At 34.9% G+C, this 22,618-nt stretch carries 29 protein-coding genes; 11 read left to right on the top strand and 18 right to left on the bottom strand.

Going from position 1 to position 22,618, the window contains the following annotated elements:
• The first annotated feature begins 13 nt into the window (after positions 1-13).
• The gene (locus tag DPQ31_RS07015; protein WP_000343554.1) at positions 14-187 is read left to right on the top strand and encodes a hypothetical protein; all 174 of its coding nucleotides are present in this window, start codon (positions 14-16) and stop codon (positions 185-187) included.
• Between the two features lie 18 nt (positions 188-205).
• Positions 206-355, top strand: coding sequence for a hypothetical protein (locus tag DPQ31_RS07010; protein WP_000743729.1), 150 nt, complete (start codon positions 206-208; stop codon positions 353-355).
• A gap of 82 nt (positions 356-437) precedes the next feature.
• Here the strand turns inward: DPQ31_RS07010 and DPQ31_RS07005 are convergent, their stop codons facing one another.
• Positions 438-947, bottom strand: a complete 510-nt coding sequence (locus tag DPQ31_RS07005) for a biotin transporter BioY (RefSeq protein WP_142307102.1) — start codon at positions 945-947, stop codon at positions 438-440.
• A 99-nt stretch (positions 948-1,046) separates the two neighbouring features.
• Between DPQ31_RS07005 and DPQ31_RS07000 the strand changes: the two genes are divergently transcribed.
• On the top strand, positions 1,047-1,955 hold the full coding sequence (locus tag DPQ31_RS07000) for an aminoglycoside phosphotransferase family protein (protein ID WP_208731719.1): 909 nt from the start codon (positions 1,047-1,049) through the stop codon (positions 1,953-1,955).
• Here DPQ31_RS07000 and DPQ31_RS06995 read toward each other — a convergent pair.
• The 5 genes from DPQ31_RS06995 to DPQ31_RS06975 all read right to left on the bottom strand — a co-directional run bounded on the left by DPQ31_RS06995 (position 1,952) and on the right by DPQ31_RS06975 (position 5,074).
• Positions 1,952-2,113 carry a hypothetical protein gene (locus tag DPQ31_RS06995; protein ID WP_000651091.1) on the bottom strand — a complete coding sequence of 54 codons (162 nt, stop codon included), beginning with the start codon at positions 2,111-2,113 and terminating at the stop codon, positions 1,952-1,954. The two genes, DPQ31_RS07000 and DPQ31_RS06995, sit on opposite strands and share 4 nt — an antisense overlap.
• Before the next feature lie 149 nt (positions 2,114-2,262).
• A complete protein-coding gene (locus DPQ31_RS06990; protein ID WP_097959596.1) occupies positions 2,263-3,036 on the bottom strand; it encodes a hypothetical protein in 774 nt (257 codons plus the stop codon).
• Between the two features lie 24 nt (positions 3,037-3,060).
• Complete coding sequence (locus DPQ31_RS06985; protein ID WP_000041161.1) at positions 3,061-3,507, bottom strand: flavodoxin; 447 nt, start codon at positions 3,505-3,507, stop codon at positions 3,061-3,063.
• Complete coding sequence (locus DPQ31_RS06980) at positions 3,500-3,670, bottom strand: hypothetical protein (protein WP_179861550.1); 171 nt, start codon at positions 3,668-3,670, stop codon at positions 3,500-3,502. The genes DPQ31_RS06985 and DPQ31_RS06980 overlap by 8 nt, the downstream gene beginning before the upstream one ends.
• A 234-nt stretch (positions 3,671-3,904) precedes the next feature.
• A complete protein-coding gene (locus tag DPQ31_RS06975) occupies positions 3,905-5,074 on the bottom strand; it encodes a M20 metallopeptidase family protein (protein WP_001082805.1) in 1,170 nt (389 codons plus the stop codon).
• A 341-nt stretch (positions 5,075-5,415) separates the two neighbouring features.
• On the opposite strand from DPQ31_RS06975, the gene DPQ31_RS06970 reads away from it, so the two are divergent.
• The 5 genes from DPQ31_RS06970 to dltD all read left to right on the top strand — a co-directional run bounded on the left by DPQ31_RS06970 (position 5,416) and on the right by dltD (position 9,740).
• Positions 5,416-5,562: a teichoic acid D-Ala incorporation-associated protein DltX gene (locus DPQ31_RS06970; RefSeq protein ID WP_000440293.1), complete on the top strand. Its 147-nt coding sequence runs from the start codon at positions 5,416-5,418 to the stop codon at positions 5,560-5,562.
• Between the two features lie 12 nt (positions 5,563-5,574).
• Positions 5,575-7,089 (top strand): D-alanine--poly(phosphoribitol) ligase subunit DltA, encoded by a 1,515-nt coding sequence (gene dltA, locus DPQ31_RS06965; protein ID WP_208731718.1) that lies wholly within the window; start codon positions 5,575-5,577, stop codon positions 7,087-7,089.
• Positions 7,086-8,261 (top strand): D-alanyl-lipoteichoic acid biosynthesis protein DltB, encoded by a 1,176-nt coding sequence (gene dltB, locus DPQ31_RS06960; RefSeq protein WP_000127935.1) that lies wholly within the window; start codon positions 7,086-7,088, stop codon positions 8,259-8,261. Before dltA ends, dltB begins: the two co-directional genes overlap by 4 nt.
• Before the next feature lie 67 nt (positions 8,262-8,328).
• Positions 8,329-8,568, top strand: a complete 240-nt coding sequence (gene dltC, locus DPQ31_RS06955; protein WP_000807310.1) for a D-alanine--poly(phosphoribitol) ligase subunit DltC — start codon at positions 8,329-8,331, stop codon at positions 8,566-8,568.
• Positions 8,565-9,740: a D-alanyl-lipoteichoic acid biosynthesis protein DltD gene (dltD, locus tag DPQ31_RS06950; protein WP_001030274.1), complete on the top strand. Its 1,176-nt coding sequence runs from the start codon at positions 8,565-8,567 to the stop codon at positions 9,738-9,740. Before dltC ends, dltD begins: the two co-directional genes overlap by 4 nt.
• Positions 9,741-9,757: 17 nt before the next feature.
• Here dltD and DPQ31_RS06945 read toward each other — a convergent pair whose 3' ends face one another.
• A complete protein-coding gene (locus DPQ31_RS06945) occupies positions 9,758-10,852 on the bottom strand; it encodes an NAD(P)H-dependent flavin oxidoreductase (RefSeq protein WP_000495238.1) in 1,095 nt (364 codons plus the stop codon).
• Between the two features lie 115 nt (positions 10,853-10,967).
• Here DPQ31_RS06945 and DPQ31_RS06940 point away from each other — a divergent pair, with 115 nt between their 5' ends.
• Entirely contained in the window at positions 10,968-11,882 is a 915-nt protein-coding gene (locus tag DPQ31_RS06940) for a S66 peptidase family protein (protein ID WP_002038221.1), read from the top strand.
• A gap of 32 nt (positions 11,883-11,914) precedes the next feature.
• Here DPQ31_RS06940 and DPQ31_RS06935 read toward each other — a convergent pair whose 3' ends face one another.
• The 3 genes from DPQ31_RS06935 to DPQ31_RS06925 form a co-directional block, all read right to left on the bottom strand.
• Positions 11,915-12,313 carry an SseB family protein gene (locus DPQ31_RS06935; protein WP_000435260.1) on the bottom strand — a complete coding sequence of 133 codons (399 nt, stop codon included), beginning with the start codon at positions 12,311-12,313 and terminating at the stop codon, positions 11,915-11,917.
• 87 nt (positions 12,314-12,400) lie between these two features.
• Complete coding sequence (locus DPQ31_RS06930; RefSeq protein WP_000609834.1) at positions 12,401-12,955, bottom strand: cysteine hydrolase family protein; 555 nt, start codon at positions 12,953-12,955, stop codon at positions 12,401-12,403.
• 10 nt (positions 12,956-12,965) lie between these two features.
• Positions 12,966-13,376: a carboxymuconolactone decarboxylase family protein gene (locus DPQ31_RS06925; RefSeq protein WP_000439731.1), complete on the bottom strand. Its 411-nt coding sequence runs from the start codon at positions 13,374-13,376 to the stop codon at positions 12,966-12,968.
• A gap of 126 nt (positions 13,377-13,502) precedes the next feature.
• Between DPQ31_RS06925 and DPQ31_RS06920 the strand changes: the two genes are divergently transcribed.
• Entirely contained in the window at positions 13,503-13,955 is a 453-nt protein-coding gene (locus tag DPQ31_RS06920) for an Lrp/AsnC family transcriptional regulator (RefSeq protein WP_001175506.1), read from the top strand.
• Between the two features lie 253 nt (positions 13,956-14,208).
• Positions 14,209-14,391, top strand: a complete 183-nt coding sequence (locus tag DPQ31_RS06915) for a DUF3913 family protein (RefSeq protein ID WP_000707110.1) — start codon at positions 14,209-14,211, stop codon at positions 14,389-14,391.
• A 39-nt stretch (positions 14,392-14,430) separates the two neighbouring features.
• Here the strand turns inward: DPQ31_RS06915 and DPQ31_RS06910 are convergent, their stop codons facing one another.
• The 8 genes from DPQ31_RS06910 to DPQ31_RS06875 form a co-directional block, all read right to left on the bottom strand.
• Entirely contained in the window at positions 14,431-15,444 is a 1,014-nt protein-coding gene (locus DPQ31_RS06910; protein WP_001198834.1) for a CPBP family intramembrane glutamic endopeptidase, read from the bottom strand.
• A 353-nt stretch (positions 15,445-15,797) separates the two neighbouring features.
• Positions 15,798-16,574, bottom strand: coding sequence for an ABC transporter permease (locus DPQ31_RS06905; protein ID WP_208731717.1), 777 nt, complete (start codon positions 16,572-16,574; stop codon positions 15,798-15,800).
• Positions 16,574-17,476, bottom strand: coding sequence for an ABC transporter ATP-binding protein (locus DPQ31_RS06900; RefSeq protein WP_087970669.1), 903 nt, complete (start codon positions 17,474-17,476; stop codon positions 16,574-16,576). Before DPQ31_RS06900 ends, DPQ31_RS06905 begins: the two co-directional genes overlap by 1 nt.
• 14 nt (positions 17,477-17,490) lie before the next feature.
• Positions 17,491-18,273 (bottom strand): ABC transporter permease, encoded by a 783-nt coding sequence (locus DPQ31_RS06895; protein ID WP_087970670.1) that lies wholly within the window; start codon positions 18,271-18,273, stop codon positions 17,491-17,493.
• Positions 18,270-18,968: an ABC transporter ATP-binding protein gene (locus DPQ31_RS06890; RefSeq protein ID WP_087970671.1), complete on the bottom strand. Its 699-nt coding sequence runs from the start codon at positions 18,966-18,968 to the stop codon at positions 18,270-18,272. The genes DPQ31_RS06895 and DPQ31_RS06890 overlap by 4 nt, the downstream gene beginning before the upstream one ends.
• The gene (locus DPQ31_RS06885; RefSeq protein WP_000687521.1) at positions 18,965-19,345 is read right to left on the bottom strand and encodes a GntR family transcriptional regulator; all 381 of its coding nucleotides are present in this window, start codon (positions 19,343-19,345) and stop codon (positions 18,965-18,967) included. The genes DPQ31_RS06890 and DPQ31_RS06885 overlap by 4 nt, the downstream gene beginning before the upstream one ends.
• 193 nt (positions 19,346-19,538) lie before the next feature.
• Positions 19,539-20,921, bottom strand: a complete 1,383-nt coding sequence (locus tag DPQ31_RS06880; protein WP_208731716.1) for a putrescine aminotransferase — start codon at positions 20,919-20,921, stop codon at positions 19,539-19,541.
• Complete coding sequence (locus tag DPQ31_RS06875; RefSeq protein ID WP_098138258.1) at positions 20,922-22,415, bottom strand: aldehyde dehydrogenase family protein; 1,494 nt, start codon at positions 22,413-22,415, stop codon at positions 20,922-20,924.
• Positions 22,416-22,618: the final 203 nt, after the last annotated feature.

The raw sequence follows: 22,618 nt of genomic DNA, 5'->3' as shown, positions 1-22,618 counted from the left end.
AAGGTGGATACATATGGACGAAAAAGAAAAAGATCAATCATTCGATGAAGAATTCGCCCCTGAAATCTCACCTGGATACCAGCAAGATATACATAAACCACCTAAATATAAAAACGCTTCGTTTTTAATGGGCATTACCATTTTCGCTGCTGTATTACTCGTACTCATTATTTTCGTCTATTTTTAAGGAAAGGTGACATATTATATGAAGAAACAAGATTCAAATCACTCAAAAAGAACTGTGAAAACGGAAAAAGGATATGCAGGCGATTCTGTTTATACACAGAAACAAGTGGAGCAAGGAAATGTATACATTGCTCAAAAAGAACTTGGTCAACAAAATGAAAATCTTTAACCCCCTCTACTCCTCGAGGGGGCTTTTTATCCCGCTATTTGTGGACAGTAAGAGTGAACACCTTACTGATTAAAGTTTCACTTTATTGTACGTACTGCTTTTGTTCGAGCACCCTAAATATATTATTAACCTTTACAACTTTCACGTCATAATTTACTTTCATTTCACTTCTCTTACCATTTTCAGTACCCGCAACATACGCTACAGCATGATAGAGAAAACTCTCATCCGTCACTTCACGTATCTCCTCATTTGTAAATTTATACTCTAAATCTCGAAAACGATTTGGATAATAATTTTGTATTAATTGTTCATATCCCCTACTTATAAATATCTCTTCGCCTTTTCGCTTCACATCTTCTTTATTATGAAACTCAAACACTGATAATTGTGCTGTCACAAAGTGCTCTCCTACTTGTTTCATTTCTTTATGAGTTAAAGTTTCTATACTTTTATTCTTTAATTCCTTATTTAACTCGTACTGATCTATCGATTTAAAGGTAGCGAAAACTGCCTCTTTATATGACCAAAACAAACCAAAAGCGATACATATAGAAATGATTACTATTCTTTTCTTCACCATACTCCCCATCCCTATTCATAATGTTAGTTACATATTAACATTATGAATGAAAATTCTGATATTATAAAATGGAATATCAGAATTTTAACTTAGAAACGAGGAACGATTATGGACTCTTACAAACAGTATATAAAACAGGCTCTGCCTAATCTTTCTATACATTCATATAAACAAAATGAAGAAGGATGGGATAATATAGCGGTTATAATTAATGACGACCTACTGTTTCGTTTCCCACGAAAACAGGAATATGCTAAACGAATTCCGTTAGAAAAAAAACTATGCACACTTCTCTCTCATTCGCTACAAGAAATTGAGGTTCCAAAGTATCACCTATTATATAAAAAGGATACTGATACTATTCCGCTTTGTAGTTACTATACTCTCATTCATGGTGAACCGTTACAAAAAGAAATAGTTACCACACTAGAGAAAAAAGAATTGAAAGCAATCATTACACAATTAGCTACTTTCCTTGCGGCACTACATAATATTCCTGTAAAACAAATTACAACGTTAGGATATCCAATTGAAAAAACAATTACCTACTGGAAAGAGCTACAAACAAAATTAAATCAGTATCTTACTAACATGTTTACTTCATTACAGAAATCAGCCTTACATCATTTATTCGAAAATTTCTTTGCATGTATAGCTACATCCACTTTTCAAAATACAATTATTCACGCCGATTTTACACATCATCACATTTTATTTAATAAGCAGAACAAGAATATTTCAGGGATTATCGATTTTGGTGATGCTCAAATTGGAGATCCTGCCTTTGATTTTGCCGGGCTCTATTATGATTTCGGACGTGAATTTACAACATCTGTATACGAACAATACAGTACAATTATTTCTCACCACGATCCATTACTCATTCACCGTATCACTAGTTTTTATCAATACAGCCCTTTACTACATAATATTATTTATAACTTTGAAACAAAGAATGCGCTTAAATTCATAGCAGATACAGAACAGCTAAAAGCGATATTACAGGGACGAGATTAAATTCTCTCCCTATATTCTTTCTCCTCATACATCATTAACTTTTTATCCATTTCAACAATAACTTTGTACAATTGAAATGCCTGTAAAATTTGCAGTTGAATTCCAAAAGGAGCATTTTGTTCTTTTAACCATTGAAATACTTTCGTTTCATCTTTCATTGATTATTCCTCCTCTTATAAAGTGAAACTTTAATCAGCGGGGGCATCCCCCACTGATTATTAGCCCGCATTAAAATCTGCTACAAATATACCGTAAATGATGAAAAGCTTTTCATGTCAATAACAAAAAGGATGCAAATTTGCATCCTTTAATGTACGATATTTTCCTTCTGCTTCGCTTCTTCCTTTACTTCTTCCCCCTGGCATTCACTACGAAAAGCACAACTCGTACACTCTGAACGAAAATCACGCTCTGTATAGTGCTCAGGTTGCTGTAACATTTCTTTCATTCTAAATAAATCATCCATTCCAGTTATAATATCTTCCTGTTTCGGAATGTATTCATACTTAGTTCCTTCCATTAAATTAATAATTTCAATTTTCCCTGGAAGAATGCCGAAAGCTTTATAACTGAATACTGTCATTAACTTCTGACAAAGAGCTAGCATTTCCTCATCCGCATCAATAACATATTTTTTAATTACAAATGACTCTGTACTCCACTCACCAACTTCAAATGTCAATGACATGTGGACACCTAACTCTTCCATATATGTTTGAAACTTCTCATACAAAAACAATGGTGGCGTCTGACTATCATCTCTTTCAACAAACTGTAATAAGTGATCAGTTAGCTTTGCTAATACAATATAGTACCCCGTCTTCGAAGCAAACATACTAATCCTTACCTTTTTCCAATACTTTTCTATTAATATTAAAAGCACAATTTTCGTTTGTTGGCTCGCAGGTAGCGTGTAATACTCATTAATAATTTGATTCACAATCATTTGTGCTATTTGTTGCCATTCAAATGAAGAAGGTTCTCTTCTTTTTATATGACGGAAATAAAATTTATGTGGACAACGCATAAAATCATACAAATGATAATCTGTCATCGTTTTTATTGCGATTTTCTCATGCAATTGCTCTTCATCTCCCTTCTGCCATTAAGAAAGGTGTTTTACGAATTCAGCTCCAAACTGTAAACATTTTTCTACATCTTCATCTTCTGGCGTTAATTCTACTTTTAGTCCTTCTAACACAACTGCTGCTCCGCGTTCCTGCAGCTTTTCTATTAAAATATCAACCGCTACTCCGTATTTTGGATAAGCCGAATCACAAGAACCGAATGCTGCTGCTTTTTTACCAGTTAAATCAATAGAATCCATTGCATCATAAAAATCTAAGAAGTCGTCTGGAAGATCCCCGTCTCCCCAAGTATAAGCGCCTAAAATAATACCATCATACTGTTCTAATATAGAAGCTTCTGGTGAATCCATAATATCAATAACTTCAATCTCATTCTCTGTTTCACGAATGGCGCCTGCAATATGATCTGCCATTTCCTCTGTATTTCCACTCATACTTGCATAAATCATTACTAGCTTACTCAACTGAATCTCTCCCTTTACTATGTATCGCTTTTTCTGTTTGCATTTTATTCTTCTCATCTACATATTGAGAACGAATTACATTTCGTTGCCATTCCATATGCTGATCAACATCTTTATTTTTATTTTTTAATCCCCTTCGCAGAAGGTGATATTTTTTTCTCATTAACATGTCGCATCCATTTTATTGATAATAATTATCAATTTCAACTGTAACATTAGATTAATTGAAATTGATTATCAAAGTCAATAACTATTTTTAAAAAAATGATTAAAATGTACAAGCTTGTCCGTTAGCTATTCATATACTATAAATGAGCATAGTTCTTTCTCAGCCCTCTCTGACGGAAAGAAATAAAAGCAACTGCGATAGAGCGCAGTTGCCTTTTTTTATATGCACCTATGATTTTAGTAGTCTTATGGCCGCCTCTAAAAATAATTCCACTCCATAAATTAAAGCTGATTCATCTACATCAAATTTTGGATGATGGTGAGGATAACAAGTATTATCCTCTTGATTCCTCGTCCCCAATTTAATGAAGCAACCCGGTGCTTTTCTTAAATATGCTGAAAAATCTTCTCCCCCCATAGAAGGTTCAAGCTTCACAACACGCTCATTCCCGAACAAATGTAGTGCGCTTTCTTCTACCACTTTTGTAATATATTCATTATTAATAACAGGATCATATCCGTAACGATACGTATATGTGTAATCCCCTCCATGTGCTTTTGTAATTCCTTTCACGATTTGTTCAATTTTCTCTTCTGCTTCCAATCTTAACGTTTGATTAAAAGAACGCACAGTTCCCATTAAAGTTGCCGTATTGGGAATAATATTGTCAGCCTTTCCCCCATGAAATTGCGTAACTGAAACTACCCTCTGCATAAAAGCACTTGTATTTCTTGATACGATATGTTGTAAATTTGTAATAATCTGCGCTCCAATAGCAATAGGGTCTATCGTTTCTTCTGGCCGCGCTGCATGCCCTCCTTTACCGTGAATTTCAACTGTAAATACGTCTGGTGCTGCCATCATCGGCCCATATACAATTCCTATCTTCCCGCTTTCCAATCCAGACATAACATGTAAACCTATTACATAATCAACACCGTCCATCACACCCGCCTCAACCATTTCCCTAGCACCACCAGGATATACCTCTTCTGCATGCTGAAAGAATAGACGAATTTCCCCTACAAACTCTTCCTTCATATTTGACAGCGCCTCTGCTGTACTTAACAAAATAGCCGCATGTGCATCATGCCCACACGCATGCATCCTTCCTTTATGAACAGATGTATAAGATTTACTTGTCTCCTCTTGAATTGGTAAAGCATCAATATCAGCTCGAATCGCAACTACTTTACCTTGTTCCACACCCCTTTTAATTGCTAATACACTGTATTTCGTTGGCCTTGTTACTTCAAAAGAAGAAAATGAACATAACGTATCATATATAAATTGCGAAGTTTCTTTTTCATGAAACGATAATTCCGGATACTTATGAAAATGCCGTCTCCATTTCATAATATTTTCTTCTGAAATAAGACTCTTCCACACTCTATTCATGATAATTTCCTCCTTTTAAAAAAGAGCTAGAAATTTAAAGTTTACTCAGCCTTTGTTGATTGCATGAAAAAACAAATATTATATTTTTCACGCCTTCTCACAATCCACTTTTATGTATTCATACAATCCACTTTCTATTTACATGTCAAACCCATTACAAATTCATGCCGAATGTAATATAATTGCTAAGTTAGGGATTTTCTTTTTTAGTATTTAGTGCTAATATCAGAAAAGAGCCTTTTGTCTTATTTTTACCTAAAATGTGGAATTTTGTTTTTTTCACAATAATGTAGGACATGATACCTACAAAGAGCTATTATTTCATTAAGAGAGGGAAAGACATGGAAAGATTAAAAGAGATATGGTCTCGACCACTCACACAATGGGTTGCAAAGACGGTTTATTATCTTGCAATTTTATTTGCATTACTTTGGTTGTATGGATTCCATGATACAAACACAAGTACATTTATTTACAATGAATTCTAGGGTGGGAACGTTATGAAGTTATTAGAACAAATTGAAAAGTGGGCTGCAGAAACGCCTGATCAAACCGCTTTTGTTTGGCGAGATGCGAAAATTACGTACAAACAATTAAAGAAAGATTCTGATGCGTTAGCACATTGGATTTCTTCTGAATATCCAGATGATCGTTCACCAATTATGGTGTATGGCCATATGCAACCTGAAATGATTATAAACTTTTTAGGGTGTGTAAAAGCTGGACATGCTTACATTCCTGTAGATTTATCTATCCCAGCTGATCGCGTACAACGTATCGCTGAAAATTCTGGTGCGAAATTACTTTTATCAGCTGCAGAAGTAACTGTAACTGATTTACCAGTTCGCATCGTAAGTGAAGACAACTTAAAAGATATTTTCTTTACTCATAAAGGGAACATTCCAAATCCTGAACATGCGGTAAAAGGTGATGAGAACTTCTACATTATTTACACATCAGGAAGTACAGGTAATCCGAAAGGGGTTCAGATTACTTATAACTGCCTTGTTAGCTTTACAAAATGGGCTGTAGAAGATTTCAACTTACAAACAGGGCAAGTATTCTTAAACCAAGCACCTTTCTCATTCGATTTATCTGTAATGGATATTTACCCATCATTAGTAACAGGCGGTACACTTTGGGCAATCGATAAAGATATGATTGCACGTCCAAAAGACTTGTTTACTTCTCTAGAGCAATCGGATACTCAAGTATGGACTTCAACACCATCTTTCGCTGAAATGTGTTTAATGGAAGCATCTTTCTCTGAGAGTATGCTACCAAACATGAAAACATTCTTATTCTGCGGTGAAGTGTTACCAAATGAAGTGGCTAGAAAACTAATTGAGCGTTTCCCGAAAGCAACAATTATGAATACGTACGGTCCAACAGAAGCTACTGTTGCTGTAACAGGTATTCACGTTACAGAAGAAGTGCTTGATCAATACAAATCACTTCCAGTTGGCTACTGTAAATCAGACTGTCGCCTTCTTATTATGAAAGAAGATGGTACAATTGCACCTGATGGTGAAAAAGGTGAAATCGTAATTGTCGGTCCAAGTGTAAGCGTTGGATATTTAGGAAGCCCTGAATTAACAGAAAAAGCATTTACTATGATTGACGGTGAGCGCGCCTATAAAACAGGCGATGCTGGCTATGTAGAAAATGGTCTTCTATTCTATAATGGTCGTCTTGATTTCCAAATTAAGCTTCATGGTTATCGAATGGAATTAGAAGAAATTGAGCATCATCTTCGTGCGTGTTCTTACGTAGAAGGAGCAGTTATTGTTCCGATTAAAAAAGGTGAGAAATACGATTATTTATTAGCGGTTGTTGTTCCTGGAGAACATTCGTTTGAAAAAGAATTCAAATTAACATCTGCAATTAAAAAAGAACTCAATGAGCGATTACCAAACTACATGATTCCACGTAAATTCATGTATCAATCTTCTATTCCAATGACACCAAATGGAAAGGTAGATCGCAAAAAATTATTGAGTGAGGTTACAGCATGACCGCATATGGATCATTTTATTTTTTCGCTATAGTGGGCATTTTATTAATACCTACTATCATAGCTGGATTAAAAGGTAAAATGTTGCGTAAATATAATGCCGTTTTAACATTAGTCATGATTGCTATTATCTTCTCGGATAAACCGAAGCAAGCAATGATGTTAGCTGCATTTATTATTTGGCAATATGTCCTTATTAAAGGCTATTTAATTTTAAGAAAACAAAATAATAGTACATTCACGTTTTGTATAGCTGTTATTTTATCGATTTTGCCTCTTATTTTGGCAAAAATCGCACCGTTTGCATCGTTTTTACCTGAGTTAAAACTTGTTGTTTTTCTAGGTATATCTTACGTAACATTTAGAGCAGTTCAAATGGTATTTGAAGTTCGTGATGGTTTAATTAAAGAACTTTCTTTCTTTAACTTCTGGGAATTCGTTCTATTCTTCCCTGCGATTTCAACAGGACCTATCGATCGTTACCGAAGATTCCAAAAAGATATTCAAAAACCACCTAGTGCAGAAGAATATCAAAATTTACTATATACAGGGTTAAACCGTATTTTCCAAGGTTTCTTGTATAAATTTATTATTGCTTACTTAGTAAAGCAATACTTTATGGATCCAGCATTTGCTCAACAAGATACAATCCTTTCAAATATGATTTACATGTATAGCTATAGCTTATATTTATTCTTCGACTTTGCTGGTTATAGCTCATTTGTAATTGGTGTAAGTTATATGATGGGAATTAAAACGCCAGAAAACTTTAATAAGCCGTTTATTAGTCGTAACATTAAAGACTTCTGGAACCGCTGGCACATGAGCTTATCATTCTGGTTCCGTGACTTTATTTACATGCGTTTCGTCTTTTTTGCAACGAAGAAAAAGTTAATTAAGAACCGTTACACTATTTCGTATATCGGTGCATTTTTAAACTTCTTCATTATGGGAATTTGGCACATCCAAGGAAGCGCTGTTGCGCAGTATGTTATTTATGGTCTATATCATGCTGCACTGTTTATTCTATTCGATATTTTCGAACGAAAAAACAAGAAGCATAAGTTTTGGCCAAACAATAAATTTACACACGTCCTTGCGATTGTAATTACGTTCCACGTTGTATGTTTCGGTTTCCTTATTTTCTCTGGACACCTTAACAGATACTTTTAATGCACCCTTCTTATTCTATTAAGAAGTTGCACATATAATATATTCGGATATAAAGGAGATTTTAAAAATGGCAGAATTCAAAGAGCAAGTATTAGATATTTTAGAAGAAGTATGTGAGAACGATATTGTGAAAGAAAACTTAGATGTTCAATTATTTGAAGAAGGTATTCTTGATTCTTTCGCTGTAGTATCTTTATTAGTTGAATTCCAAGAGCGTTTAGATATTGAAGTTTCTATTTCTGATTTTGACCGTGACGAGTGGGCTACACCAAACATGGTTATTAAGAAGTTGGAAGAAATCCGATGAACAAAGCAAAATTTGGTCCGATGCTTTTAGCATTGGCCCTTTTTGCTGTATTCTTACTTATTCCGACGCGCTTCCTACTTCCACTTTTAAGTGATGAAAAAGTAGAACAAGCTGCAACTTCTTTGAAAGAAGAAAAGATTCAAAGTATGATTTTACAGCAAAAGATGTTAGCAGATCCGAAATATCTTCCGATGTACGGTTCATCGGAATTCGCACGTATGGATGCTTTCCATCCATCAAATTATTTCAAAGTAAAGCCTGAAGGGTTCACACCATTCCTTCTTGGACGCGGCGGAACACAAGACCTTGTACACGTATTAAACTTTGCATCTACAATGGATCAATTGAAAGACAAGAAAATGGTATTCGTTCTTTCTCCGCAATGGTTTGTGCCACAAGGTATTGATGAAACACACTTTGCACCTAACTTTTCAAAACAACAAGGCTATCATTTCCTTTTCAATGATGACTTAAAGCCTGAAATGAAAAAACAAATTGCAAAGCGTTTATTAAACTTTGAGATCGTTAAGAAAGAAACTTTACTTAAAGTTTCGCTTGAAGGTATCGCTTATGATGATACAAAGCATAAAGTAAAAGCACTTGCTGCTAAACCTTTCGCTTATGTGTATCGTAACATTTTAGATCGTAAAGATTTATTTACAGCAATGTTTGATATTAAACCGCATAAAGAAAAACTTGACCCTTCATTAAAACAAATGAACTGGGATGAAGCTCGTAAACATGCGGATCAAACAGGTGCAGCAGAATCAGGGTCTAATGAATACGGTATTGAAGACGATTACTTCAATAGCAAAATTAAGAAGAAATTAAAGCAGCGTGAAGGCTACTTAAAAAATGATGCTTATGACCAATCACCAGAGTATGAAGACTTACAACTTGTACTTGATTTATTAAAACAATCTGGTGCAAAACCACTCTTCATTTCTGTTCCTGTAAAAGGTCCTTGGTACGATTACGCTGGATTCCCGAAAGAACGCCGCGAAGCGTACTATAAGAAAGTTCATGAGCAAATTGAGAAAGCTGGTTATCCAATTGCCGACTTCTCAAACCATGAATATGATAAATACTTCTTAAAAGATCATATGCACTTAGGTTGGAAAGGCTGGGTTTACATCGACGAGGCCATCCAACAATTTTATAAAGCAAACTAATGAAAAGACCGCTTGAACTATTCAAGTGGTCTTTTTCTATATACATTTTGTAATTGTTCCATTACATCCTCTGCTTCTTTCACGACCCGCTCCACTACGTGCTGAGCTGGCTCAATTCTTGCTAATGCCGATGCTTGTCCCGCCCAAAGTGACATATATTCTCCCTTGTTTTGCGTCGCTGCTTCTTGGCGTATTTTAGAAGTTAATACGTTTTGCACTGGATACATCGGAAGCCCTTCTTCTTTTCCTTCGTGTCTCTCTATAAATTCATTACGAATACCCCGTGCATATTTCCCGGAAAACGCACGAGTTACAATTGTACTGGTATCTGTACTTTTTAATACAGCCTCTTTATATACGTCATGTGTAATACTTTCTTCACTCGTTAAAAAAGCTGATCCCATTTGAACAGCTTCTGCCCCTAACGCAAATGCTGCAACAAGCCCTTGTCCGTTCATTACACCACCTGCTGCAACAATTGGGATATGCGGAACTGCCGCTACTAACTGCGGAATTAACGCAAACGTACCAATCATTGCATCTTGTTCTTTCCCAATAAACGTTCCTCTATGACCTCCTGCTTCGCTACCTTGCCCGGCGATAATATCTACCCCTAGCTCGGCAAGTGCTCTCGCTTCTGCTACATGAGTCGCTGTTCCGATGACTTTTATTCCTCTTCTTTTTAATTCATCTATTTCTTCTTGTTCTAACGTTTGGAATGCAAAGCTAACGACCGGTACCTTTTCTTCTACTAACACTTGTAATTGTTCTTTATAACTTTTGGGAAGGTTTACTACATCCTCTTCCTCAATACCTAACTCTCTATTCACTCCATTAAGTAAGACTTTCGCCTCATTTATCTTCTCTTTTTCTATCTGCACCTCTTTCGTTAACAGTAAATTAACACCGAAAGGCTTATTTGTTAGTTCCCTTATTTTATAAATCGCTTTACGAATTTGTTCTGGGCTCATATAGCCTGCTCCAAGCGTTCCTAATCCTCCGCTATTACTTACAGCTGCAACAAGTTCTGGCGTTGTAATGGCACCCGCCATACCTGCTTGAATAATGGGATACTTAATTTGCAATATGTCTATTACTCGACTTGTAAACATCATTTCCCCTCCTATCCCCCTTATATCTTCTTTATTTGACAAGCTTTCCCCTTCTTTTACAAGGGTTGAACTTCATATGAAGCGAATATATTGAAAGAGAAGGAGGCTGAAAACAATGATTTATCCAAATGCGTTAAAACATGGTGATACAGTAATGATTATTGCACCGTCTGGTCCACCTACAATTGAAAGTGTATTAAAAGGTGTAAATGTATTACAAGAGATGGGATTATCCGTAATAATTGGGAAGAGTATTTATGAAAAGTATGGGTATTTAGCTGGAAGTGACCAAGTTCGTCTTGATGATATACATGAAGCCTTTACAAATAATGAAGTAAAAGCAATTTTCTGTGCACGAGGTGGTTACGGAAGCGCTCGTCTTCTCCCTCACATTCAATATGAAATCATTCAACAAAATCCAAAAATTTTTTGGGGATACAGCGATATTACAGCTTTACATACTGCTTTTTCACGTTATGCAAAGCTTGTTACGTTTCATGGTCCGATGATTGAAGAAGTAGGCAAAGGTATAGATTCTCTCTCTTTATCTTCTTTCAATCAGCTCTTCCACCCGTATTCTTCTATCTTATCTGCATCAGAATGTATCGTACCTAGCTCAGCCTGTACAGCTACCGGTACATTAGTTGGAGGGAATTTAGCTGTTTTAACGAGTGTAATTGGTTCACCCTATGAAATAAGTACAGCCAATACACTTTTATTGCTTGAAGATATCGGGGAAGAACCATACCGCATCGATCGTATGTTAAATCAACTACTTTTATCTGGAAAGTTTAATGAATGCAATGGCGTTATTTTTTCAAGTTGTCATGATTGCACCCCTTCTAAACCATCTCAATCATTGCAAACAATATTATATGAATATTTCATGCCATATGATATACCTGTCCTATTCGGTTTACCGATTGGACATATAAATCCAAATATCGGTATTCCCCTTGGAGCTACAGCAACAATAAATACAAATAATAAAACACTCTCTATTTCTTCAGGCGTAGCACTCCATGTTTAAATTAAAAAGGAAAAGCAATTAAGCTTTTCCTTTTACTTATAATAATTAAAAATTCGTCCAGATGCGATATCTGCAATTTCTTCCGGAATAAATGTTTTACTTATATCAGTACCAACATTTAATACAGCTGTTGCATCCTTCTCAATGCCACCAAATAATTCTTTTCCACGTATCGTAATAAGGGGTGTACCTTCTGGCAACACATCTTTTACAAATTTCAATTGTGTAAAGAACGGAACGATCCATCTACCCTCTCCTTGGAAATGACGCAAACGAAGTGTTCCTTCCGTTGCCCCGTCTTCTGCTTCAAGTGAACCAGCAACATAAAACTCCGTTGATAAGAGCAATTCATAAAATTCCTTTTGCTTTTGTTTATCCTCACCTGCTAAAACGAGTACTTTTTCTATTTTCTTTACTGAAATTTGCTCCATATGATGCCACCCCTATTTTCAAAATGATTATACTTAGATTATACGAAATATTCTTATTTTTTTCTACATAATTCCGTAATTATTTTCTTAAAATAATTTTAAGATATCTTCAGTCGTAACGATTTTAGCAAATTCATCATGTAAGTTTACAAGTGTCATATTGTGAATGTCCTCTGCACTATACTCTGCCCCGTCCAGACCTTTCCGATTGAATGTAGCCGTCGCATCGCTCACTAAATACGTTGTAAATCCTAAATTACCTGCCATTCGTGTTGTAGTCTCCACACAATGATTTGTTGTTAATCCTACAATCACTACCGTATTACATTTTTTCTCTCTTAATTGTTCTTCTAAATTTGTCCCAATGAACGCGCTATTAACGGATTTCTGGATAAGTATTTCATCTCGCAGTGGTTTCACTTCTTCTTTAAAGTTTACTGTTTCTGCTTGTTGATAAAACATCGACTGAACATTTTCTTTATTTACATGTTGAATATGAAAAACTGGTCGCTTCCTTCTTCTCCATTCTTCTAATAAACTTTTCATATTTTCTTCAGCAAAAAGATTATTTCTCTCCCCCCAGTATGGTAATTGAAACGCCTTTTGTACATCAATTATGATAAGTGCTATTTGATTAATCATCATTTTCTCCTTAATTTGGTTGTAGTTGAAATACAAAACCAAATTGCTGCGACGCAGTAATAAAACAAATATAAGCACACAGTTCTACAATTTCTTTTTCCGTCCAATATTGTTTTAATACATGAAACATATTATCATCTATCGCCTTTCGATCATGAACAAATGTATGCGCAAAAGTAACGGCTACACTAATCTCCTCTGCCTTTTGCACATCATCAGGTCTTCCCTTTGCCATGCAATACGGACATTCATTCCCATACGCTAATGTTCTTCTCACTTGCTCCTTCAACTCTGCTGAAAGTGTTCCTTTATTGTACAGTGTATCCTCTAACGTACTCCACGAATGTAATATGTCTGGATTATGGCCTAATAACTTTTGAAACTTTGTATCTCCTACATTTGATAATGAAATTCTCTCCATCATTTCCCCTCCTATTTCCTTCTATTTTATTGTAAAATAAATGAAGTTCACTTTACATTTCATATGAATCTTAATTCATATTTTTTCTTTACAAAAATTATCATTTTGCTGGAGGTATATTTACAAATGCAACTAGACCGTGTTGATCGAAAGATTTTAAATGAATTATATAATGATAGTCGCCTTTCCATGCGCGAATTAGCAAAGCGAGTAAACTTATCCGCTCCGTCTACTACAGAACGTGTTCGTAAACTTGAAAGTGAAGGAATTATTCAAAAATACACAATCGATATTGATTATAAAAAAGCAGGACTTGTTTTAGATTGTATTTTAGAAATCACTTTAAAAAATGGTGATACAACACGTATGCAACAGTTTATCCAATCTTATCCATCTGCAAGTTTTTGTTACCGGGTAACAGGAAGCTTATGCTACATTGTAAAAATTTCTGTTCCTTCACTCGTTGAACTTGAAGAATTTATCAATGATGTTTCTTCATATGCAACGACAGTTTCTCATATCGTATTATCAGAAGTATCTCTTACTCCAGACATTGAGCATATCTTCCCAGAAAATTAATTTATTTTTATCACGCTATTTGTTGGCAGTAAAACTCCCACCTCAAAATTCAGTTGTAGCCAAAAAGTTAATAGGGAGTCTGGCTACCCGTAAACGCCCAATTGGTGAAGGTTAATAATCGGTGAGGATGAATAAAACTCCAACTCATTAAAGTTTCACTTTATTCACAAAAAATCTAAAAACCCCTTACAAAAAGAATAAAAATAATATATTATGTATTAAAATACATAAAGTTCGAGAAAGGGGCTTTACATTGAAAATCTGGTTTTATGAAAAAACAGCACAATTAGATGACTTGCTTGGTATTTGGGACAATGTTCCGACGATCCCTCGAATTGGTGAAAAAGTGGAGCTTTTAAAAACTGTCCGCACTGTTACAGATATTAAATATGTAAAGAACGGTAATAATTTTCGTGTAGAAATTATTACGAATTAAAAAACATCTCTCCTTTTATACAGGAGAGATGTTTTTTAATTATCTATCATGTGCTTTTTTTATAACGATTTTATCTTCTTCTACAGAAACTGTTACATAATCATTTTCTTCTAACCGAAGCTTATTTACCGCTTCATCTGGTAGTTCTACAGCCATCAATCTATCTGTTACGATCACTTGACTATACAATTCATTTTCTTGTGATGCATTCACTACCTTTTCTTCATTTATGAAGCGCACTGGTGGCACACCCACTTCTTTTACTGTACGCCATTGTTTCCAAACATAAGGAATTAACCAAAGTAACCCAACAACTGTAAGACCGATACCAATCCATAAATTACTTTGTGCTTGTAATTCAGGAATTGAGATTGCAGTACCTTCTTCTCCACCGACAAATTGCATACTTGTCGCAATTAAATTATTAAGAGCATGCACAGCAATATTCGTCCATATATTTTTCGTTTTTATGTATAAAAGGCACATAACAACACCAAACATGAAAGCACCAATAACATCAAAGTGTCCTAAACCAAAAATAAGTGAAGATATAATTACAGCTTTTTTAATTCCCCATTTATAAGCCATTCGCTGTAAAAAGAATCCCCTAAAAATAATCTCTTCCATAATAGGTGCTAATACACATGCTGAAATGAAAGTAAATATCGTCATATATATGTTACTCGTATTAATAACAGTTCCATCTTCTAACATGGTAACTAAGAAATTCGGTAACGTATGTGCTAATATGTAAAATTGAATATGAGATATACCGACTGAAAAAATCATTCCCATTATCGTTGCTAATAAAATGAGTCCCCACGGTAAACGTCCTGGCTTATCAAAGAAACTTTTAAAAACAACATTATTTTTATTTGCTTTTACGTACAACCAAAATAACGGAAATACAAAAAATACAGTTATTTGTGAAATAACCTCTAACGTGCTATCAGAAACATTTGATAAACCTAATGGAATCATCGTAAGAAACAACCCTATCATCATCCATCCAAAAAAGCTACGTAGTCTTATACGTGAAAATGCATATTGCAATATTGCACACCTCCAAAGATTGTTAAAGTAAAACTTTAATCAGTTATAGGGAATCCTTCTCCTACAAATAGCAGGATAACTATATTATAATATGAATATAGTTGAAAATCTTCCTATTTTTCTCAAATACTTTCGAGCAACGTATCTCTTAACATATATAATAACGAATTTATTGGATATACCATATCACAGTTCTTCAACTTCGTTACAACTTACATTTGCTGTACTTAAATAGCTGGAGAAGATCCGGTATTCTATCGCTAACAGCATCTCAAATTAACAATACAGAATACTAGAAATGTAAAAAACTATGTAATAAAAATCCCCGTTTTTACAAACGGGGATTTCTTTTATTATAATACGTCACGTTTTTGGAATAATACACTTGATGCTACAAGTAATACAGCAAAATATGCAGCTAAAAGTAATAATGAAGTTGTAAACGTAAATTCTGCAAATGGTGGCTCCATTCCATCGCTTACCAATTTATTACTGTCGTAAGCTCTTAAATCTAAATGGAAGAATACTACAAACTTCGCTACACCTTTTGCAAACATCATTAGTGCAATAGTAATTGCTCCTTGCAAGAAATATAAGAACAACGTAATAATTAATGGCAATACGGATTTTCTAAATACATTTGCTAAGAAAAAGGCAAGTGTTGCAAAGAAAAATGGTGATACAAACTGATATAACATCGTTTTTAAAACAATTCCTAACGTTAAATCTGTTTTACTACCATCCATTACAATACCACCAATAATCGTTGCAATGAACATACCAGCAAATATGATAAATAGCATCGCTAATAACACAGTAATATATTTAGAAAATAAAACTGTAAGTCGTTTTCTTGGACGAATTAACAATTGTTTAATTGTACCTTTTTGGAACTCATCAGTAAGAGTACGGGCTGCAAGTGTGATCCCAAAAATTGTTGCGAATAAAACGATTAAACCAATCTCTGAGTTTGCATAATCTAAATACGACCCCTTAAACTCATCACCTTTTCCCCACTTCATCATTGCTAAATTCCCTAAAATTTCGAGTGCCGCAATGACACCGATTAAAATATACATACCTTTTTTCGCATGTAACTTTAAAAATTCATTTTGAATTAATTTAAACATTACGCTTTCACTCCCCCAGTAATCGCTAAGAATTCATCCTCTAACGTTTTATTTTGAACGGTAACACCATATACAAGCACATCAGCATGCACAAGTTTTTTTACAAGCTGTGGAATGCTCTCTTTTGTTACAGATGCCACAATTACATTCTCCTGTGCTTTACCCTTAATAATTTCATTCGCTTTCTGAACTTCATCTACTTCAAACGCTACTACTACTGTCTCATCATGTTTCGCTTGTTCATGTAAGTTGTACTCTTGTACAAACTCACCTTGTTTAATAATTACGACGCGATCACACATTAATTCAATTTCACTTAATAAGTGACTCGATACGATTACCGCGATATTCTCTTCTTTCGCTAGTCGTTGTAAATAATCACGAATTTGGCGAATACCAGCTGGATCTAATCCATTTGTCGGTTCATCTAAAATTAATATTTTCGGCTGATGAAGTAACGCCTGCGCAATTCCTAAACGTTGTTTCATACCAAGTGAGTATGTTTTTACCTTTTTATGAATTGCATGCTCTAATTCAACAAGCTTTACAATTTCAGCGATGCGCTCTTTATTAATAGGTGTAATTGCCATGTTCGCAAAATGCTTTAAGTTTTGCATACCAGTCATATAATCATATAGTTCGGGATTTTCTACAATCGCTCCAATTTGCTCTAACGCCTTTTCACGTTCCGTGCGAATGCTATGACCACAAATTGTAATATCGCCTTCTGTCATAGAAATAAGACCTGTCATCATACGAATTGTCGTCGTCTTACCACTACCGTTCGGTCCAAGGAATCCGTACACTTCCCCTTCTCGAACCTCAAATGATAAACCTCGAATAATTTCTGTTCTACCAATCTTTTTTCGAACATTTTCTAATTTTACTACTACATTTCCCAATGCTGATTCCTCCTTTAGACTTCTAGTTTTTTGTCGATAATATAAGCAATTACATATATTATTAGAGCACTAACAATTACCATAAAACTTATATTAAAAATATTAAATCCATTTTCTTGAAACATCTCAATAAAAAGACTTTTACTTTCACTACGATATTCTACTCTTCGCAATCCTTGGAAAGCTGGAGCTAATTTTCCTAGCAAGGTTACCGCTAAAGTAATCGTTATATTTACTACTAGAGAAATAATAACGATCAGTATATTTTGTGCTTTTTTCTTTTTAGTGAGCAACTTAACTAGAGTAATTACTAATAAGATTTGTAACGTCACAAACAAAAAATCAAACAAATCGCTTATTGCATATATTAAATTATTCATTATGCCCACTTGCATTATTTCTTTTGCCTCTACATATACAGAAGTCGTAGGAAAAGCTAATACATAACTTACGTAGAAAAGAACTCCACATACCCCATACCATATAGCCATTGCAATATATGAGAAAATAAGCATAGAAAACACATATTGTTTCCCAGATATTGCTGTAATCCGTAACATTGGATTGGTTAGTAAGCGAGAATATGACTTCATTGTTTGCAAAAACATATAAATTACATAAAAAAGAAAGATAACCATAATAATCCCAAATATGCCCTCTTGTCTATTGATGGCCGCATCACTCTTTCTTACAATCATTTGCGAAAATAAAACCGCTTCAATTAGCACAAAAAGTAAAAAAGTAACAATGTATCTTTTCTTATTTACATTCCACAAATAGGATAGTATTGACTTCACTTACTAAACACCTCCTTAAACAGTTCATGAATTGCTTTTCCTCTCTGAAAACGAAGTTCTTCTGTATTTTCATATAGAACAATTTCCCCATCTTTTAAAAAGATTACTTCATCAAAAATATTTTCAATTTCATTTATTAAGTGAGTTGAAATTAATATAGTACAATCTTCTCTATAAAACTGTAAAATTAAATCCAATACGTGTTCTCTAGAAAGAGGATCAATCCCGCCCAGCGGTTCATCCAGTACGTATAACTTCGCTTTTCGAGAAAATGTTAAAATGATTTGTAGCTTCTCAATCATCCCTTTTGACAATGCTTTAATTTTTTCTTCTAACGGTATTTTAAATTCCGCAATCGTATCTACCGCTTTTTGAATATCGAAGTCTTTATAAAAATCTCGATAGAAAAATAAAGCATCTTTTACAGTCATCCAATCATCAAAGACTGGCTTATCGGACATAAATGAAACAATTTCTTTCGTCTCTAACCCAACTTTTTTACCGTTAATTGTAATGCTACCTTCAGAAGGGTGCTGCAAACCTGCAATCATTTTCAATAACGTCGTTTTCCCGCTCCCATTATCTCCAACAAGCCCTATAATTTTCCCTTCCGTAATCTCTATGTTCAATTCACGAATCACTGCTTTTAACCCGTATCTCTTCCATAAGTTTTCTATTTTTAATAGTTCTGTCATTTGCTCTCCTCCCTCTTCTCATGTAAGGAAGAACGAAGAATTGAAAGGATTTCGTCTTCTGAAAACCCTAAGTTATCCATTCCATCTATAAAAGAATGAAGTAATTCTTTCGCCATATCTTTGCGCAGCTCCATAATTTTCTCCCCTTCATTCGTTACATATCGTCCCATTCCTCTACGCGTTACAACAACACCATCACGTTCCAATTCTTGAAATGTTCGTTGAATTGTATTTGGATTTACTTGTAATTCACTCGCTAATTCACGTACAGAGGGAATTTTATCACCAGGCGATAAATGCCCAACTACAATTTCTTTTTTTATGTATTCCATTACCTGAATGTAAATGGGTGTATTTGGAGAAAATTCTATTTTCATTTCTTCCCTCCTTCCGTCTTAGTGTACTAGTTAAATAGTACACTAAGACAGAATATATGTAAATACTTACAAATAAAATGTAATAAAAAGGCAGTGCAACTTTCGTTACACTGCCTCCTTGCAATCAAAACTAGTACAGTAAACAATATGATAGTTTTACTAGTTTGAATCCGTATATAATTTTATACAAAAATTACTTTCCTTTTACTTGCGCTAGTACAGATTTAAACGTATTAATAACTGTATCTACCTCTTCATAACTAATTGTAAGAGATGGTTCGATACGAATTGTTTTTGAGTTAATTAACGTTCCAGCAACGAGAATACCTTGATCAAACATTGCCTTTGACACTTCGTAACCAATCTCGTCTTTATGGAATTCAATACCAATCATTAAACCTTGACCACGAATTTCAAAGATTTTATCCTCGTGCCCTTCTGCTGCTTGTTTCAATCCATTTAAGAAATACGCCCCAACTTCAGCAGCACGTTCTGGTAATTTCTCTTCCAATAATACATGGATTGTTGCAATTGCAGCCGCACATGCCAGCGGATTCCCTCCAAATGTTGTTGTATGCATAAATGGATTTTCAAACCAACTTTGGAATACTTTCTCTTTCGCAACGATAGCTCCTGCTGGCATAACGCCTCCACCAAATGCCTTCGCCAGACAAATAATATCCGGCACAACATCATATAATTCCGCTGCAAACATTTTCCCTGTACGTCCCATTCCAGTTTGTACTTCATCGAAAATAAGGAGTGATCCAAACTCATCACAAAGCTCTCGTACTTGTTTCAAATAATTTTCTGGAGGTAAAATAATACCGCCCTCTCCTTGAATTGGTTCTAAAATAACTGCTGCAACATCTTCTCCCACTAATGCGCATGTCTCAAATGTTTTTCTCATCATATCAATATCGCCAAATGGGACATGACGGAAACCCGGAATTAATGGTAAAAATGGCTTGCGGAACATTCCTTTTGCCGTCCCAGATAAAGCACCAAGGCTCTTACCATGGAAAGCACGAGTTGTAGAAATGAAAGTTGTTCGTTCACTATACATTTTTGCTAGTTTTAATGCTGCCTCTACACTTTCTGTTCCACTATTTGTGAAGAAGGCATATTTCAAATCACCAGGTGTAATATCCGCTAAAATCTTTGCAAGAATCGCTCGAAGTGGATCTAGTAAATCTTGACTGTGTAATGCTTGACGCTTTAGTTGATCTGTCACAGCTTTTACTACTTTCGGATTACGGTGACCAACATTGTAAATTCCGAATCCACCTAAACAGTCAATGTATTTTTTACCATTAATATCCATAAAACAAGATCCTTCATCAGACCATTCTACTGCCGCAAATTGTCCATCCTTTGTTACTGTTTTTCTATATGCTAGAAAACCAGGATTCACATGCTCTCTAAATCCATCTACTGTTTCTTTTTGAATCCAGTTTGCTTCTTCTTCAGGAACTTTTTCTTTTTCAATTAACTGTAGTACTTTCGTAATATACTCATTTACATTTGAACCTTTTACATCTTGTTCATTCAATTTATTTTCCACGTTCGTTCCCATTTATTTCACTCCTATATTCTTTTTATTTGCAAACCAACCAATAGGTTCTACTTCTAGATTTATATTAATCTGCTTAATTTCTTGAAATTCCTCTAAACCAAACGTTCCTAGACTACGACCTATACCACTTTGCTTATATCCACCCCAAGGTGCTTCATTGTATGTTGGATGATAGCTGTTAATCCACGTAATTCCTGCGCGAAGCTTGCGAATTACACGCATTGCTTTCGCACCATCAACTGTAAATACCCCTCCAGCTAAGCCATAATCTGTACCATTTGCTAACTCAATTGCTTCTTGTTCATTTTTAAACTTTTGAATTACTACAACAGGACCGAAAATTTCTTCCTGTACAATGCGCATATCGGGTTTTACATTGACAAAGACCGTTGGTTCAATAAAGAAACCCTCACCTTTTCCATCTGTCAGTATTCGCTTACCTCCACAAGCAATGTCTGCGCCTTCGTCTTTCCCAATTTCAATGTAGCGTAATACTTTTTCCATATGTTCTTGACTTACAAGTGGTCCCATTTCTGATTCAGGATTATCACCAGGCCCAACGTTAATTTGCTGCGCTCGCTCCACAAAACTATTAATAAATTTATCGTAAACGCTTTCTTCAACAAGGATTCTCGATCCTGCTGAACATACTTGTCCGCTACCTGCATAAATACCAAATAGTGCATAATCAATAGCTGTTTCAAAATCTGCATCTGCAAAAATAATATTCGGTGATTTGCCTCCAAGTTCTAGCGAAATCTTTTTCATATTATCTGCTGCAGTTCTCATAATGTGCTTGCCTGTTTTTGTTCCACCTGTAAAGGAAATCATATCCACCTTACTACTCGCTGCAATTTCATTCCCTACTATTGGACCGGCCCCCATTACCATATTAGCAACACCTTTTGGTAGCCCTATTTTTTCAAGGATTTCGAATAGCTTTGTCGCAGTAATTGGTGTCACTTCAGAAGGTTTAAACACAATTGTATTTCCAGCTGCTAAAGCAGGTGCAATTTTCCATACACTCATCAATAGCGGATAATTCCATGGAACAATTAATCCACAAACACCAACTGGCTCTCTTACAACCATTGCTTGCATTGGATCGGCTACATGATATGTTTGCCCATCTGGCTTTGTAATCAATCCAGCATAATAGCGAAAACAAGCCGCTGCATCTCCAATATCTCCTTCTGCCTCACGGTATGTTTTTCCATTATCCATTGTTTCAAGATACACTAACTCTTCCATATTTTTATCAATTTCATCTGCTATTTTAAATAAATATGATGCCCTTTCAGCAGTGGATGTTTCTGACCAAATTCCACTATCGAAAGTCGCTCTTGCCACTTCGATCGCGTATTTTGTATCCTCAATTGTTCCCTCAGGTGCATATGCTATACCCTTGCCATTCGCAGGGTTAATTATTGTTCTTTTTTCTTGATTACTAGACTCTCTCCATTCACCGTTTACATACATTTTTAAATCTAGCACTATATTGAATCCTCCTTTATTGATCGTTTATATATTTATAAGCAAGTTTCATGCCAACATTTAAAGCACAAAGGAATCCTATAAAAACTAACTATATTCTTACGTGTAATAAAAAAGAAGTATGCGTTGTTGCATACACTATTCCACTTTGCATAAAACAAAACATAGATCAGTACCATTACCATCTTTCATTTTGCTGAAAT

The sequence above is a fragment of the Bacillus sp. COPE52 genome (assembly GCF_003355115.1).
Classification (GTDB): Bacteria; Bacillota; Bacilli; order Bacillales; family Bacillaceae_G; genus Bacillus_A; species Bacillus_A toyonensis.
The sequence above is the reverse complement of the archived record's forward strand: the minus strand, read 5'-3'. Positions and strand labels throughout refer to the sequence as shown.

What these genes read in the sequence shown, in the direction of transcription:
- DPQ31_RS06925 (WP_000439731.1), bottom strand. Translation starts at nt 13,376, where the DNA reads ATGGAGAGAATTTCATTATCAAATGTAGGAGATACAAAGTTTCAAAAG.
- dltC (WP_000807310.1), top strand. Translation starts at nt 8,329, where the DNA reads ATGGCAGAATTCAAAGAGCAAGTATTAGATATTTTAGAAGAAGTATGT.
- DPQ31_RS07010 (WP_000743729.1), top strand. Translation starts at nt 206, where the DNA reads ATGAAGAAACAAGATTCAAATCACTCAAAAAGAACTGTGAAAACGGAA.
- DPQ31_RS06930 (WP_000609834.1), bottom strand. Translation starts at nt 12,955, where the DNA reads ATGATTAATCAAATAGCACTTATCATAATTGATGTACAAAAGGCGTTT.
- DPQ31_RS06905 (WP_208731717.1), bottom strand. Translation starts at nt 16,574, where the DNA reads ATGTTTAAATTAATTCAAAATGAATTTTTAAAGTTACATGCGAAAAAA.
- DPQ31_RS07015 (WP_000343554.1), top strand. Translation starts at nt 14, where the DNA reads ATGGACGAAAAAGAAAAAGATCAATCATTCGATGAAGAATTCGCCCCT.
- DPQ31_RS06945 (WP_000495238.1), bottom strand. Translation starts at nt 10,852, where the DNA reads ATGTTTACAAGTCGAGTAATAGACATATTGCAAATTAAGTATCCCATT.
- dltA (WP_208731718.1), top strand. Translation starts at nt 5,575, where the DNA reads ATGAAGTTATTAGAACAAATTGAAAAGTGGGCTGCAGAAACGCCTGAT.
- DPQ31_RS06980 (WP_179861550.1), bottom strand. Translation starts at nt 3,670, where the DNA reads ATGAGAAAAAAATATCACCTTCTGCGAAGGGGATTAAAAAATAAAAAT.
- DPQ31_RS06975 (WP_001082805.1), bottom strand. Translation starts at nt 5,074, where the DNA reads ATGAATAGAGTGTGGAAGAGTCTTATTTCAGAAGAAAATATTATGAAA.
- DPQ31_RS06995 (WP_000651091.1), bottom strand. Translation starts at nt 2,113, where the DNA reads ATGAAAGATGAAACGAAAGTATTTCAATGGTTAAAAGAACAAAATGCT.
- DPQ31_RS06890 (WP_087970671.1), bottom strand. Translation starts at nt 18,968, where the DNA reads ATGACAGAACTATTAAAAATAGAAAACTTATGGAAGAGATACGGGTTA.
- DPQ31_RS06885 (WP_000687521.1), bottom strand. Translation starts at nt 19,345, where the DNA reads ATGAAAATAGAATTTTCTCCAAATACACCCATTTACATTCAGGTAATG.
- dltB (WP_000127935.1), top strand. Translation starts at nt 7,086, where the DNA reads ATGACCGCATATGGATCATTTTATTTTTTCGCTATAGTGGGCATTTTA.
- DPQ31_RS06920 (WP_001175506.1), top strand. Translation starts at nt 13,503, where the DNA reads ATGCAACTAGACCGTGTTGATCGAAAGATTTTAAATGAATTATATAAT.
- DPQ31_RS06940 (WP_002038221.1), top strand. Translation starts at nt 10,968, where the DNA reads ATGATTTATCCAAATGCGTTAAAACATGGTGATACAGTAATGATTATT.
- DPQ31_RS07005 (WP_142307102.1), bottom strand. Translation starts at nt 947, where the DNA reads ATGGGGAGTATGGTGAAGAAAAGAATAGTAATCATTTCTATATGTATC.
- dltD (WP_001030274.1), top strand. Translation starts at nt 8,565, where the DNA reads ATGAACAAAGCAAAATTTGGTCCGATGCTTTTAGCATTGGCCCTTTTT.
- DPQ31_RS06880 (WP_208731716.1), bottom strand. Translation starts at nt 20,921, where the DNA reads ATGGGAACGAACGTGGAAAATAAATTGAATGAACAAGATGTAAAAGGT.
- DPQ31_RS07000 (WP_208731719.1), top strand. Translation starts at nt 1,047, where the DNA reads ATGGACTCTTACAAACAGTATATAAAACAGGCTCTGCCTAATCTTTCT.
- DPQ31_RS06935 (WP_000435260.1), bottom strand. Translation starts at nt 12,313, where the DNA reads ATGGAGCAAATTTCAGTAAAGAAAATAGAAAAAGTACTCGTTTTAGCA.
- DPQ31_RS06970 (WP_000440293.1), top strand. Translation starts at nt 5,416, where the DNA reads ATGGAAAGATTAAAAGAGATATGGTCTCGACCACTCACACAATGGGTT.